This window comes from Pontivivens nitratireducens (genome assembly GCF_011290545.1).
GTDB classification, from domain to species: Bacteria; Pseudomonadota; Alphaproteobacteria; order Rhodobacterales; family Rhodobacteraceae; genus Pontivivens; species Pontivivens nitratireducens.
In genome coordinates this window covers 2,465,378-2,480,286 of the sequence record NZ_CP049811.1, presented here as the reverse complement: position 1 = coordinate 2,480,286, position 14,909 = coordinate 2,465,378, and the positions used below count along the sequence as shown (strand labels likewise).

Annotated in this window: 8 protein-coding genes, 1 tRNA gene and 1 pseudogene; 3 read left to right on the top strand and 7 right to left on the bottom strand. The window is 61.6% G+C overall.

Going from position 1 to position 14,909, the window contains the following annotated elements:
* Window positions 1–284 precede the first annotated feature (284 nt).
* Window positions 285–2,987 carry a cation-translocating P-type ATPase gene (locus tag G8E03_RS12260; protein ID WP_166192325.1) on the top strand — a complete coding sequence of 901 codons (2,703 nt, stop codon included), beginning with the start codon at window positions 285–287 and terminating at the stop codon, window positions 2,985–2,987.
* Window positions 2,988–3,079: 92 nt separating this feature from the next.
* Here the strand turns inward: G8E03_RS12260 and G8E03_RS12255 are convergent.
* Window positions 3,080–4,208, bottom strand: a pseudogene (locus G8E03_RS12255) (IS3 family transposase).
* Window positions 4,209–4,364: 156 nt separating this feature from the next.
* Between G8E03_RS12255 and G8E03_RS17705 the strand changes: the two are divergent.
* The gene (locus tag G8E03_RS17705) at window positions 4,365–4,790 is read left to right on the top strand and encodes a tyrosine-type recombinase/integrase (protein WP_430693157.1); all 426 of its coding nucleotides are present in this window, start codon (window positions 4,365–4,367) and stop codon (window positions 4,788–4,790) included.
* 87 nt (window positions 4,791–4,877) lie between these two features.
* On the opposite strand, the gene G8E03_RS12245 is transcribed toward G8E03_RS17705, so the two are convergent.
* Together G8E03_RS12245 and G8E03_RS12240 are read right to left on the bottom strand one after the other, a co-directional pair.
* Window positions 4,878–4,953: transfer RNA gene (locus tag G8E03_RS12245), tRNA-Thr, on the bottom strand.
* 202 nt (window positions 4,954–5,155) lie between these two features.
* Window positions 5,156–7,717: a cation:proton antiporter gene (locus G8E03_RS12240; RefSeq protein ID WP_166192322.1), complete on the bottom strand. Its 2,562-nt coding sequence runs from the start codon at window positions 7,715–7,717 to the stop codon at window positions 5,156–5,158.
* Between the two features lie 261 nt (window positions 7,718–7,978).
* On the opposite strand from G8E03_RS12240, the gene G8E03_RS12235 reads away from it, so the two are divergent.
* Window positions 7,979–8,791 (top strand): SHOCT domain-containing protein, encoded by an 813-nt coding sequence (locus G8E03_RS12235; protein ID WP_166192319.1) that lies wholly within the window; start codon window positions 7,979–7,981, stop codon window positions 8,789–8,791.
* A gap of 97 nt (window positions 8,792–8,888) precedes the next feature.
* Here G8E03_RS12235 and G8E03_RS12230 read toward each other — a convergent pair whose 3' ends face one another.
* The 4 genes from G8E03_RS12230 to G8E03_RS12215 all read right to left on the bottom strand — a co-directional run bounded on the left by G8E03_RS12230 (window position 8,889) and on the right by G8E03_RS12215 (window position 14,885).
* Entirely contained in the window at window positions 8,889–11,363 is a 2,475-nt protein-coding gene (locus tag G8E03_RS12230) for a vitamin K epoxide reductase family protein (RefSeq protein ID WP_166192316.1), read from the bottom strand.
* Window positions 11,364–11,467: 104 nt separating this feature from the next.
* Window positions 11,468–11,788 carry a hypothetical protein gene (locus G8E03_RS12225; protein ID WP_166192313.1) on the bottom strand — a complete coding sequence of 107 codons (321 nt, stop codon included), beginning with the start codon at window positions 11,786–11,788 and terminating at the stop codon, window positions 11,468–11,470.
* On the bottom strand, window positions 11,785–14,268 hold the full coding sequence (gene ctaD, locus G8E03_RS12220) for a cytochrome c oxidase subunit I (RefSeq protein WP_166192310.1): 2,484 nt from the start codon (window positions 14,266–14,268) through the stop codon (window positions 11,785–11,787). The genes G8E03_RS12225 and ctaD overlap by 4 nt, the downstream gene beginning before the upstream one ends.
* On the bottom strand, window positions 14,265–14,885 hold the full coding sequence (locus G8E03_RS12215; RefSeq protein ID WP_240910341.1) for a cytochrome c oxidase subunit II: 621 nt from the start codon (window positions 14,883–14,885) through the stop codon (window positions 14,265–14,267). Before G8E03_RS12215 ends, ctaD begins: the two co-directional genes overlap by 4 nt.
* Window positions 14,886–14,909 lie beyond the last annotated feature (24 nt).

Genomic DNA, 14,909 nt, shown 5'->3' with positions numbered 1-14,909 from the left:
GGCGGCGCATATTGCTCGCGGGTTCTGGACCACTGTGAAGATTGCTGGGGTGAAGGATGCTGGGGTGAAGAATGCCGGGGTGACTGGGCGTGCAGTGGCGTGGCGCGGGTCATGAGGGGGACTTTCCGAAAATTATCAGATGCGCGATCGGGTCGCGTATAGCCCCTAGCTACGCCTACAGATTTTTCACCGATTGACCCTCGTCAATTTTCGATTTGCGGACGAACTGATAACCTGTCGGCAGACAAGATCGCATGACCCGCACCAGAAAAGCGAAAGCGCGCATGACAGAACTCAACGAAACCGCAGCGTTTGCCAAACGTCCTGAAATCGTGGCTCAGGATCTGGCGGTTGATCCCGAACACGGTCTGAACGAAAGCGAAGTAACCACGCGGCGAAAGCTTCATGGCCCCAACCAGTTGCGCGCCCATGCCAAGCAAAGCGTCGTTGCCATACTGGCGCATCAGTTCAAGGGCGTGATCGTCTGGCTGCTGGCCTTCGCGGCGGGCCTGTCGTTCTACTTTGGCGACATTGCCGAGGGCATCGCGATTGTCATCGTTCTGGTTATCAATGCCGTGATCGGATTTGTCACGGAACTGCGCGCCGCCCGCTCAATGGAGGCGCTGCTGGACATCGCCTCCGTCACCACGCGCGTCAGGCGCGATGGGCGGGCGTTGCATATAGACGCGCAGGATCTGGTGCCGGGCGATGTGGTTCTGCTGGACGCGGGCGACATGGTTACCGCTGATCTGCGGCTTATCGAGGCGTCGAACCTGCAATCCGATGAATCCGTGCTGACCGGGGAATCCGTTCCGGTGCCCAAGCAGACCGACCCGGTTTCACCGCAGGCGGCGATCGGGGACCGGTCCTGCATGGTCTTCAAGGGGACGGCCATCACGCAAGGCACGGCGACCGGCGTTGTGACCGCGATCGGGATGGCAACCGAACTCGGCCATATCAGTCATCTGGTGCAGACCGCCGATGCCGCGGCCTCACCGCTTGAGAAACGTCTCGACCGTTTGGGGCACCGGCTGGTCTGGCTGACGCTGGCGCTCGCCGCTTTGGTGATCGGTGCGGGGATCCTGCGCGGGCACGAGGTCGCATCAATGATCCAGACCGGCGTGGCGCTGGCGGTTGCGGCAGTCCCCGAAGGCTTGCCGGTCGTCGCCACATTAAGTCTGGCGCGGGGCATGTGGCGCATGGCCGCGCGCAATGCAATCATCTCGAACCTGTCGTCAGTGGAGACTCTGGGCGCGACCACGGTGATCCTGACCGACAAGACCGGAACCCTTACCGAAAACCGCATGGCGGTTGCGGGCTATCTCACCTCGGACGCGAGTCTGGATCTGAACAATCGGGGTGAAACTGTGGAATTCGACCGCGATGGCCGCATGGTGGATCCGGAACAGGAGCCCCGGCTGCAAGCCTTGCTGCGGATCGGGGCGCTATGTAACGGCGCTTCGCTGGGGCAGGGGGATGAGCCACCTTCGGGCGATCCGATGGAGCTGGCGCTGCTGCGCGTCGCACGACAGGCTGGAATGGGGCGCGAAACGCTGCTGACCGATTGGGAACAGGTCCGCGAACACGCCTTTGACCAGGACACCAAGATGATGGCAAGCGTGCATCGCGACGGCGAGGGATTCCTCTATGCCGTCAAGGGTGCCCCCGAAGCGGTGATCGACGCTTGCACCCACGTTCTCGACCAGAATGGCATGCAGGAAATGGACGCCCCCGCACGCGCCGCGTGGCGGGACCGGTGCGGCAAAGCCGCTGGCGAGGGCTTGCGCCTTCTGGCCCTTGCGATGAAGCGGACTGACCACGATGGGGCAGCACCTTACGCAGGTTTGACGCTTGTCGGGATCGTCTGTCTGCGCGATCCGTTGCGCAGCGATGTCGCCGGGGCCATCGCCGCCGCCCGCGCCGCAGGGGTCCGGGTGATCATGATGACCGGTGATCATGCCGACACCGCCGCTGCTATCGCGCGGCAGGCCGGATTGGGGGCCGATGACGGCCATCTGACGGTGATCGAGGGCAGCGAACTGACCGATTTCGACCCCGAAACCATTGATCGCCCGCTATCTGAGCGCATCCTGGACGCCGACGTTTTTGCCCGTGTCGCCCCGGCAACCAAGCTGAAACTCGCCACGCTCTATCAAGACAACGGGCACATCGTGGCGATGACCGGGGATGGCGTCAACGATGCCCCGGCCTTGAAAAAAGCCGATATCGGCATCGCGATGGGCCAGCGCGGCACCGAGGTCGCGCGTGAAGCCGCGCGTATGGTGCTGCAAGACGATTCCTTCGGCACAATCATCGCTGCCATGCGCCAGGGCCGCGTGATCTTCGCCAATATCCGCAAATTCGTCATCTATCTGATGTCGTGCAATGTCAGCGAAGTGCTGATCGTCGGCTTGGCGGTTGGTGCGGGTCTGCCGATGCCGCTGTTGCCGCTGCAAATCCTGTTCCTGAACCTTGTAACGGATGTTTTCCCGGCATTTGCCCTCGGGCTTGGCGGCGCCGATGAAACCGTCATGCGCCAACCTCCGCGCGACCCGGCCGGGCAAATCATCGACCGTGAGCGGTGGATTTCCATCGGCGTTCTGGGCGGCGCGATTACTCTGGCCACGCTCACCGCATTCTGGCTGGCGCTTGATTGGCTGAATTTGGGGAATGGCCCCTCGGTCACTGTCGCTTTCGTGACGCTGGCGCTGGCGCAACTGTGGAATGTTTTCAACGTGCGCGCCGCGGAAGCGCATGTCTTGAGGAACGAGGTGACACGCAATCCCTGGGTTTGGGGGGCCATTGCATTCTGTCTCCTGCTGATCGCCGCCGCACTTTGGCTGCCGGGTCTGACGGACATCCTGAAACTGCCGAATCCGGGCCAGGCCGGATTGCTGTTGGCCATGGGCGCAAGCCTGGCACCCTTGGTGATCGGCCAGCTCTTCCTCTTCTGGATGCGAGGCCGGCACATGATAGAAGAGAAGTAATCCGACCGGCGGTCCTGTGAGCTTGGATACTGAAGTGGTCCCACCTTTTCGGACAGTTTTGCAGCTTTTCTAAGGTGTATCGGGTTTAGATTTCATGCTGCTCTTTGCTCTTCCAAGCCTGCCCAATATGCGTCCTCGGGCGTCAGCCGATCACGCGCGGAATGGGGGCGTTCGCTGTTGTAGAATGCCATCCAGTTTTTGACGACCTTTCGGGCCTGGAAGCCGTCATTGATCTCTTCGAGGTAGATCGCTTCCTGTTTCAAGCTCCGCCACAGGCGCTCAATGAAGATGTTGTCGAGGTATCTACCGCGACCGTCCATTGAGATACGTATGCCCGCTTCGGTCAGCGTCGTGATCCAGGCCGAACCGGTGAACTGGCTGCCCTGATCGGTATTCATGATCTCGGGAGGGCCGTGTTTGGCGATGGCCTCGTGCAGGGCCTCCACACAGAAGTCGGCGTGCATTGTGTTCGACAAGCGCCAGCTCAGAACCTTGCGCGACGCCCAATCCATGATGGCGACCAGATACAAGAACCCGTTTCGCACCGGCATGAAGGTAATGTCGGCGCACCAGACCTGGTTGGGCCGGTCGATCTGCATCTCTCTGAGCAGGTACGGATAGACCGGGTGCTGAGGATGGGGCTGGCTGGTCCGAGGGCGTTTGTAAATCGCTTGCAGGCCCATCTTGGCCATCAGCCGCCTGATGCGATGACGTCCGACAATGGTTCCTTCCCGCCGCATGTAGGCAGCGATCTGGCGGCTGCCGAAGAACGGGTATTTGGTGAATATCCGGTCGATCTCTTTCATCATCCCAGCGTGTCCGCATCAACACCGACCGGCGTGTAGTAGAAGGCCGACCGGCTCAGCCGCACCAGTTTGCACTGCTGGCTTATGCTCAGTTCAGGATGATCCCGTTTGATCATCGCGCGTTTCTTCTCCGGGCTCACCGCTTCAGCCCTTCGGACAAAAAATCGTTCTCGACGGCCAGCCTCCCGATCTTGGCATGGAGCTCCTTGATTTCTGCTTCTGTCGGCCCTTCCGGCCTGCCGCCACGCGCAAACACATCGGCCATGCCTTCGACAGCCTGACGCTTCCACGTGCTGATCTGGTTCGGATGCAACTGATGCTTCGCGGCGATCTCCTGGATCGTCTTGTCGACACGCAGCGCTTCCAACGCGATCTTGGCCTTAAACTGGTCTGTAAACTTCCGGCGCTTCGCCATTCTCGTATCCCTTCAAAGGTTCGGGATACACCTTAGCCAACTGTCCAGTTTTCTGGGACCACTTCACGATGCATCTTAGAGGCTCTACAAGGGGGGCAGGGCAACGATATCAACCAAAGGGCATACGACCTATTTGTAACCCTTCTAGACACTGGGATGAGGCTTGGAGAGGCCCTGTCGCTAGAGTGGTCAGACATCCGACTGGGGCAGAGGTCAATTGAGGTTTATCGCCAGAAAACAAAGATCGTTTCCACCCTTCCAATCAGCGAACGTGTCGCAAACGTGCTCGAAAGGAGAATGTGCTTTCAGCGACCCTTTGGTGAGATGGACCGTCCTGTCCGAGTGCTTCGCAAAGCTATAGCCTCAACGTGCAACACCAACCCTCGATTGGTAGCCCAGCGCGGTACAGCTACAGTTCACACGTGCAGGGACACTTTTGCGTCCCGGATGATCATGCAAGGGCTTTCGATCTACAAACTCTCAAAGCTTCTTGGACATGCATCTGTCGTCATGACCCAGAAATATGCCCACATTGATCAAGACAGGGTAGCAGACGAAGCTCGGCAGATTCTGGACCGATAGCGTTAGTCACGTTTTAGTCACGTTGCCCAACAAGAGAAATTTTCGACCAACTATAAGGTAAAATTTCTCAGCTAAATCATGAAGTTATGGTGCCCCCACACGGACTCGAACCGCGGACCTACTGATTACAAATCAGTTGCTCTACCAGCTGAGCTATAGGGGCTTTCAATGGGGGTATTTGCGCCCATTGGAACACCGGCTCATCAATGCCGGTGCGCGAGACGTCGTTTAAATGCGCTGGGGCGCATTGTCCATAGCTCTTACGCGGGAATTGGCCGTGTTCGCCGCGCTTGCGGAGGGATCACTGGTAACCTTGGACCAGCCACAACCCATGCCGGGTAGCCGTCACCAAATCCGCCCGGACCTTAGTTGGATCGGCGCTTAGCCGCCTTATCTGTTGCCGCGCCAGCTTGAGGGTCAGCGGGGTCTTGCCGCAAGGCGTCTTCGGACCACTCGATGCCACGTTTTCGGGCGCTGGCCAGAACTGCCTCGCGAAGGGCCTTGCTGCGATTGAGCATACGTCTGAAGCGATCTTCGTCCAGGACCAGAACGGTGGTGGGGGCGATGGCGTGGGCCTCGGTTCGTACGGATCTTTTCATCAGGATGGCCATCTGCCCGAACATCTCACCCCGGCCCAGACGCCATGTCTGACCGGCGGTTTCCAGTTCCACCGCGCCCGACGCGATGAAAAACACGCTCTTCGCGGCGCTGTCCTTGCGGATGATGACCTCACCCGCGTTGATGTAGCGCGCTTCGAGTGCGCGGCCCAAAAGTTTCAGCGCCCCCTCGTCGAATTCGGCGAACAGGGGGAACTGACGGACGAGAGCGGTCCTTTGCAGTGCAATGTCGAGTCGCGGGCGATTTTCGGCGGCGGCGCGACGTGCGATGAGATCCTGCATCAGCGCGGTGTAGACTTCCGCTCCGATCAGACCGTCCTCTCGCATCATGACGTATTCGCGTTCCTCCAGCCGCAGGGCCGTGCGGCGGATGAACCGTCGTTCCAGCTCTTCGGCGTAGCCGGGATATTGCAGGCGCAAACCCTCCAGCGCCGTTTCGACCATTTCGATGCGTCTCGACAGCAGTTCGTGCAGCAATTCCGCCACCCGGCGGCCGTGGATCCGGCGGATACGGCCGTCGATGAACCCATCCAGATCGCGAAGGATCAGGCGTTGCGATAGGAAAAGCTCAAACCGGTCGGCGGTCATCTGGGCGAGCGGGGCGGAGATCGAAAATCTGCTGTTCAGGGCGACGGCGGTGCGGAACGTCTTGCCATATGCCACGCTTCGCCGGGCGGCGCGCTGATATCCGTTTCGCCCCTGGGTCCGCGCCCCTTCGATAAGCCGATCGGCGTCGGAAATGACCTTTTCGGCCATACGGGCCGAGATCGTCCGCTCCCGAACCCGTACCAGAATGGTGTCACGTTCGTGACCTGCGAGCACGATCAAACCCAGCGCGATCCGGTCCCGATCCAGAATATCGGCGCCTTCTTCGGCCATCTTGACCGCATCGTCCAGCCGCTCCCCGAAACGCTTGGCTTCAGAACGGACGATGTCATGGCTTAGATCGTAGTTTTCAGTCGTACGGGCCACGTCCTCGCGCACGGTCTGAAGGGCGACCGCGACGACCTGCCGGGACAGGGCCTCATCCAGCGGGGCGAGCCGATCAAGGCCCAGACGCCCGATGATCCAGCGCAGCGTCGTGCCCTGCACGATCAGCGTGAACAAGGTGAAGCCCGTGGCAAGGATGCCGACAACCCGCTGGATGCCGTCCGGTACGCGAAAACTCTCGGTCACGGCCAGTGCAAGCGCCAGCGTCACAGCACCCCGCAATCCCCCCCAGAGGATCGCCACCCTGTAGGGGCGATCCACCGCCGGCGACATTCGCAGTTTCGTCAGCAGCGGCAACAGCCCGAACAGGATCAACGCCCGCGCCATGATCGCGGCCAGGATCACGACCGCGACCAGCGCGAAATCCTCGACCCTGGCTTCCTCCAGCAGGCGGGGGATCAGCAATGCAGCAAGGATAAAGATCAACGCCCCGGCCCAATGTGCCAGCACGTCCCACAACTCGCGCAGGTTGGTCCAGGCCTGCGGGGGCAACCGGCCCGGCGCCGTCAGGTTCAGGGTCAACCCCGCCACGACGACGGCGATCACGCCGGATGCGCCGATGCTTTGTTCGGCCACGATATAGGCAAGGTAGGGAAGCGCGACGGAGATCGTGATCTGCGCCAGTTCGTGATTGCTGAACATCGCCATGATCCACACCGCGATGCGCGCGGCCAGCCAGCCTGTCAGCGCACCGCCCGCGATCAGGACCGGGAATTGCGTCAGCGCATCGGTCAAGCTGGGGTCCGGCATTCCCAGCATGACGAATCCCATGAACAGGCCGAACAGGGCGATGGCGGCGGCATCGTTGAGAAGGCTCTCGCCCTCGATGATCCTGGCAAGGCGACGCGGGGCTGACATCGACCGGAAGATGGAGACCACCGCCGAAGGATCCGTGGTGGACACGATCGCCCCGACCAGCAAACAAGCCGCCAGTGGCAGAGAACTGACCCATGACAGGGCGTACCCGACGCTGAGCGTGGCCACGACGACAGCCACCACGGCCATCACCATGATCGGCACCCAGTCATCGACCATACGCCGCAGATTCATCCCCAGCGTGGCCTGAAACAGCAATGTGGGCAGAAAGACGTACAGAAAGACGTTGGATCGGATCGGCAGACCCAGAATCGCCTCTGCCATGGGATTCAGGGCATCCGTCAGCTCCGTGCGCAGCAGAAAGGTCGCTCCCATACCGATCAGCACGCCGATCACGGCCAGGATCACACTGTATGGAAGGCGTACCCGCGCGGCGAGCGGTTCCGCTGCGCCGATGACAACGAAAAAACATGCGATTATTGTGGTGATAAGTACGATGTCCATATGCTTGAGATAGCAGAACCCGGCCCCGGCGTACCCCCGATTTGTGCGTTGCGGCAACGTTCAGGCAGATTTTTTGCAGGTGTCGGGGGGGTGTAGTCGTTTCAAAAGGGGTTTGCGACGATCCGTTCCGGTCGCAGGGACGATGAAATGGTGCAAGGTGGCCCTATCACGGGAATCTCCGCTCGCTGGAGTTGACTTATCCCCAGCGGTCCCGGATGAGGCATCAACCCACCCATGGTGGAGAGTTTGAGAGGAATTCCAATGTCGAACCTGACAGCGAATGGCCGCAATACGATCGAGGAGATCGCGCGACGCTATGGTCTTTCCTCGGGCGCGGTGGAGCATATGGCGCGCGCCGTCTCGAACGGTGGTGGTACGATGGCGCAGTTCAACGTACCCGAGCTTGGCGGGTCGGGTCAGTGGATGGCCGGCGGCATGACAATGGTCGGCGACATGTTCAACTCCGGTTTGCAGAACACGGTTTCGAACCTGTGCGGTGAATTGTCGAACGCCATGGCCTCGACCCTGTTCTTCGAGCAACCCAAAACGACGATGGGGGGTGGCAGCTGGCCCGAATGGCTGGGCCAGCCTGCGGCATCCGGTGGGCAGAACCAGGCGCGATACGCCTATTTTCCGCAGGCCCGCCGTCTGGCCTTTGATCATGGCAATGGCGGGGCGCTGGTGCTGCTGGATACCGGCGATCACCAGATCAGCGGGTTCAGCCAGCAGCAATCAGGGCTGAGCGATCCGTTCGGCGGCGTTTCCGTTTCCAGCCAGTTCGGGCAGTTCGCGCTGTCGTCCTTTCCGGTTGTGGATCAGAATTCGCAGGGGGAACCGACGATGTCCGCGCCCCCCGCACAGACGGGGAACCCTGACTTCAGCCCGGAGCCGACGAACATGCCGTTTGATACGCAGGGTCAGGACACGGCCTCAAATCAGGCCCCGGCACAGCCCCCGCAGAACACGGACGATATCCTCGGCACGATCGCGCGATTGGCGCAGTTGCGCGATGCAGGTGCCCTGTCGGAGGAAGAGTTCGCAACCAAGAAATCGGAGCTGCTGGCCCGACTGTAACTGCGCCCGGACGTCCCGACAGACCCTCCCGGAAGGCGGCGTTCACTACACGCCGCCTTCCGATAATGTTTCGTCCTGTACTGCTATCACCCGGCAGTCACCAGATGAACCGGTCCCATGTTCCGAAACTGCTGTGAACCGGCCCGCGCGGAATGCTCAGCACGATCAAGGCCAGACCGACCACCACTGAAAATCCCAGGGCCGTCCAGCCTGCTGCGGCCACCAGCGGCGCGAACAGCAGGACCACACCCATCAGCGCGTTCAGAAAACGTCCGACCCGCGCCACCGGGGCCAGTGCCGTCACTGAAACGGTTATCACCAGCACGCCGATGATATGGTTGGTCGCCGCCACACCGCTGCCCCATGGAAACACCAGCGGCGACAACATCAGAAGGATGCCGATCCCTATGGAGGCCATCAGCGTCCAAGGAAATGTCAGGCCACCGCTGAGCATGTCGACCACGATCTCCTTGGGCGACCGCTCGAAATCATCGACAGGCGTGTCATCGGGTCCCTCATCCGTATCGCCGGTAAAGAACACGCGCATCCACGGCTGCCCCGCACGGTGCCTGCGGCGCAGGAACTGAAACGTCGCGACCAGTTCGTCCAGCGAGAACGGGATCTGCCAGACCATCGCCGCCGCGGCGATCAGGGCAAGTGTGGAATAGGTCCCGATAAGGATCGGCTGGATCGCGATGAAGAAGATCGAGACTGCGCCCAGCGGCACGATCATGATGCCGAACACCACGACAAGCCAGGGCATGGTGCGCCACCGCCGGGATGAACCGATGATGCCCACCAGGATCTCCAGCGAGTAGGTCAACGCCCCGAGTCCGGCATCGGGGACGGGCCAGCTTTTCGAGACGTCCGAGGTGATGATCTGCTCCGTCCCGTTCTTGCCGTCCACGGTCCCGGCGAAGAAGGGCTCCCAGACATGGTCGATGGTCCCCAGTTGATACCCGGCCAGATATCGTGAGACCAACAAGCCGACCACAGCCAGCAGGATGACCGGCAGCCGTTGGAACCAGTCCGATGGCGAATAGCTCCACCCCTTGGGTATGGTCGGGCCTGTGCGGGCCGCAGCGGGTGAGATTCCGGGCGTCGGCGGCAGGCACAGGGCGAATGCCACAGCCAACATGCCGGTGATCGTGCTATTCAGATAGGCCGCACCGCTATCCGTCCAGAACACCAGCGGCGCGAACATCACCCAGCAGCCGATGGCCGCCGCGCAGTACCGCGCCCAGGACATGCGCCACGACAGCGACAGCAGCCCAGCAATGGCTAGCAGCACGCCTGCGACCACGTCACTGATCACCAGCCCCACATGGTCATGGTTCAGCAAGGGGGGCGAGGTCAGCAACCACACGCCCAGCCCCGCATTTGCCCATGCCGCCCACAGGTTGTTACGGTGGAGGGTGCGAAACTCGGTTTCATGGTCCTGGCGCAATTGCTCCGCGTCGGCGCCGCGCGCATCCACCGACTTCAGCCAGGGCGGGGGCGTGATGCCGTTCGCCTCGTACCAGCCCAGCGGATCGGATTTGAGCGTGTCGATCAAGGCGGGCAGATCCTGCGAGATATCGTGCTCCGGCTGCCAGTCGAGCAGGGTTCGCGCCTTGGAGATATCCAGCGCGTAATGATCCGACGACATGTCGATCATGAACGGCCTGATGAACGGCTTTTCCCCCTCGTCCAGCGGATCGGGCACCACGGGCTCGGTATCGGTCTGCACCTTCGCGCCCAGTTTCGCGATGGGGGCGGGAACCACCAGCGTGGGCCACGTTTCCTCACCATGGATCAGCTTTCCGATGCGGTCCTGCAGCGCCTCATAGCTCATCGTGTCGGGTTCCCCGGCGAGGATCACCTCACCGGACTCTAGCACCTCGCGCCGTTCCACCACCCGTTCGAACACGGTGAGCATGTCGCTCTTGTGAATGAAGGCCTGTCCCGCATGCGGATCGCCGGAGAAAACGTGACTTTTGAACGTGCGCTCATAGATGCGCACGATTTGATGGCTGAGGGTGGGGACCGCGGTTTCAGCGTCGTAAAGCCCGGCGAGGTGCAGAAACACGACGGGAATCTCACCGGCTTCCTCGCGGATGATCTCCTCCGTGCGGGCCTTGGACTGGGGATAGGCCCAGCCCGGTTCGATCGGGGTATCCTCGGTTATCCGTTCCCCCGGCACACCGGGGCGATGAACCAGCATCGTGCCTGAATAGACGAACTGCTCGACCTCCAGTTCCTGTAATCCGCGCAAGAGGTTGCGGGTGCCGTTCTCGTTCACGATCTCGTATTGGGGGCGCTGTTCACCGCTGAAATCGAAATAGGCCGCGAGATGGATCACCGATGCAACGGGGCGTCCTCCGGCCTTGTCGCGCAAGGTATCCATGGCCTGTGAGACGGAGGAGGGGTCCGTGATGTCACACCCGATCAGATCGTCCTGTCCGTCCCCGACCGCATCGGGCAAGTCCAGCCCGATCACCCGGTATGATGCGCTCAACTTTCGGGACAGCTCGCTTCCGATTTTTCCAGCCGCACCGGTGATTACGATGATCGCTTCGCTTTGATCTGACATGAACACCCCCTTTTTGGCGTATGGAAACCAACGAGCGGGGACGGTTTGAGTTCAATCTTAATAGCGCGGTTCCGTTTGTGCGCCGCGCCGGTCCGAGGCCCCGTTCACCCGCAATGGCTGGTCATCACGACGGGGGCCAAAGACCAGATCGCCGCGACAAGTCCGACCCATCCGGTCGCATGGCTGACAAACCGCACGAAGCTGGAGCGTGAGGCGAATTTCGGATGGTACAGCACCGCAACCAGCGCGATTTGTACCAGTATGACTAGGATGTAGGCGCCCATCAGGATCAACCTCACCCAGGATATGCCAAGGGTCTGGCCACTGATGCCAGACGCACATAACACGCCGTGCAATCCGTAGATCGCGCTGAAAGCGGCAAGCCATGTCAGCGGCGCGATGAGGATCCGCAGAATATCCCTCATGACGAAAAACCGGATGCATGGGCGACGAGCAGGATCAGCACACCGATCACAGCGGCGTAATCCACCCACAGGGTCACAATCGAAAATTCCGCCTGTCGTCCGCTGGAGGTATAGCCGCCGCCCACGCGCGCAATCAGAAAGACCACCATCAGCGCGGCAAGGCAGGCATGGAACAGGCCGTATCCGCCCAGAACCAGAAGCGTGGCACCATAGGCATGCTCCACCGGGGCAGGGGCGCGGGTCATCAGCGCCGCACATGCGAAGGCAATCGCCAGTGCGCCCGCCAGCGTCAGGATCAGGCCGAGTACCGGCTTGCCGCCCTTGCCATTTGTCCGCATCGTATGCCGCATCGCCCCCGAGGACAGAACCGCGCCGGCCAAGCCCGCCCCCAGTTCGAAGGGTGAAGCGGTCAGCCATGCGGGGGGCGGCCAGCCGGGTGCGACCGTCCACAGAAACGCGAAGCCAAACAGCAGAGAGCCGAAGAACGTCGCGTTCGCCGTCAACAGAAACGCGGATCCCCACCAGCCCGGCGATCGGCGCGACATCGCGGCATTCGCCACCTTTAGGCCGCGGCCCAGCGACATCGGTTCCAGATCGTCCTTCCGGCCCTGCTTCCACACCCATCGCCACGCAAGGCAGATAACGCCAGCCACGGCGACCGGCACAGTCCAGTAGAATTTCAGCAGCAATGACAAGAAGAACAGGCCCGTCACCGCCGACATGACGATCGGAAGGCGCGTGTTGCCCGGATAGATGACGTGCATGTCCGGTTGGCCGCTGGCGATATCGACGGTCAGCGTTTCGCGCCAGTCATGCTTTGGCGTGCCGAGGTATCCCTCACCCCGCGCCAACCGTGCGGGCAGGTCGGGGTCGTCATGCAGCGGCTCCCGCCCGGTGACATGCGGCAGGCTGGCGAAGTTATAGGCCGGGGCCGGTGTCGTCATCGCCCATTCCAGCGTGCCCGCATTCCACGGATTGCGCGGCCCGCGATAAAAGGTCAGCCCATGCAGGATCACATCCAGCAACACCATGGCGATCCCGATGGCCAGAACGAAGCTGCCAACGGAGGAAATCAGGTTGATCGTGGTCCAGCCATCCTCGGGCGCGTAGGTCGGAATGCGCCGCCGCTGCCCCAGCAGGCCGACCCAGTGCATGGCGAGGAACGTCACATGAAATCCAACGAAGATCAGCGCGAAGGCGAACTCCCCCAGCCGGAAAAATCTCTGCCGCCCCGTGAAATGCGGCAGCCAGTAATACAGCCCCGCGAATATCGGAAAGACGAACCCGCCGAACAGCACGTAATGCAGGTGTGCCGTGATGAACGCGGTGTCGTGCGCCTGCCAGTCGAACGGCACGACGGCGACCATCACCCCGGTCAGCCCGCCAATCACGAAAGTGCAGAAAAATCCCAGGATATGTAGCATCGGCAGGCGCAGGTCCGGGCTGCCCTTCCACATCGTGCCGATCCACGCGAAGATCTGAATCCCCGTCGGCACCGCAACCAGCGTGGACGCGGCGGAGAAGAACGCCAGCCCCATATGCGGAATGCCGGTGGTGAACATGTGATGCACCCACAATCCGAAAGACAGAAATGCGAGCGAGACTGCCGCCGCGACGACCCAGCCATAGCCCAGCAGCGGCGTGCGGCACATCACCGGCAAAACGGTTGAGATGACGCCCGCCGCAGGCAGGAAGATGATATAGACCTCCGGATGGCCGAACAGCCAGAACAGGTGCTGCCACAGCAAACTGTCGCCCCCCAGATCCACCTGAAAGAACGGCAATCCGAAGGCTCGTTCCAGTTCCAGCAAGACGGACCCGAGAATCAATGGCGGAAATCCGGTCAGGATCATCAACGCGGTAATCAGCGCGTACCATGCGAAGATCGGCATCTTGTCCAGCGACATGCCCGGCGCGCGATACTTCAGAACGGATACCGTGATCTCGACCGCGGCGGCGATGGCCGAGATCTCAACGAAGGTGATGCCGATCAGCCAGAAATCCGTGTTGATCCCCGGCGAATGAATCGGCCCGGACAGGGGCGGGTACATGAACCAGCCGCCGTCAGGCGCGATGCCCAGCACCATCGCGACCAGCAACATCGACCCGCCAAACACATAGCACCAATAGCCGTAGGCCGTCAGACGGGGAAAGGCGAGGTCGCGCGACCCGAGGATTTTCGGCAGCAGATAGATCGCCAGCCCCTCGAATGTCGGAATCGCAAACAGGAACATCATGATGGTCCCGTGCATGGTGAAGATCTGGTTGTAGATCTCGGGTCCCGCGAAGGCGGAATGCGGCGTGGCCAGTTGCGCGCGGATCAGCATCGCCAGCAATCCGCCGACGATGAAGAAGAAAAACGCCGTGGTCAGGAACATGCGCCCCAGATCGGTGTGGTTCACGGTCGAAAACCATCCGCGAAATCCCGGTTCGGATGCCCAGATCGTGGTCAGCTTGCGGTGACGCTCAAGTGCCTTCATCGCTCATCCCCCCTCAGGAACGCTTGCCATCCGGCGGCGTCATGCGCCGTGACGGAGAACGTGAACCGATCGTAGCCCGCGCCGCTGAACTCGGCGCTCAACCCTTGATAGACGCCCGGGGTGTCTGCCTCGATCCGCAGGATGTTGGCGCGTCCCGGCACCGCATCCAGCTTACCGGCCAGACGCGGCACCCAGAAACTGTGGATCACGTCCGCCGTCGTGATCGCCACATCGACGGGCCGACCGGCGGGGATATGCAGCACGTCCTGCGTGGTGGTGCCCGGCGCGTCCTCATAGGTGAAGGTCCACGCCCATTGACGCCCCTCGGCCCCGACCCGCACCACGTCGGGCAGGTCGCGGGGCAGCAACTGTTCCCCCACGAACAGGCCATATCCCAGCAACGCGGCGAGGACGGTCATCGGAAAGGCCAGGCCCAGACCCACGATCCAGACGCGAATCTGCCGCGCCTCGCCCCTTGGCCCGTTTTGCGCGCGATACGGCAGAACCAGCAGCACCATCACCAGCGCGAAGATCACCCCCGCGCCTGACAGCATCACCCACCACAGCGTCGCGATGGTGCGCGCCGCCGGTCCCGCCGGATCGACGGTAGAAAGCACTCCCCCGCAACCGCAAAGCGCGGT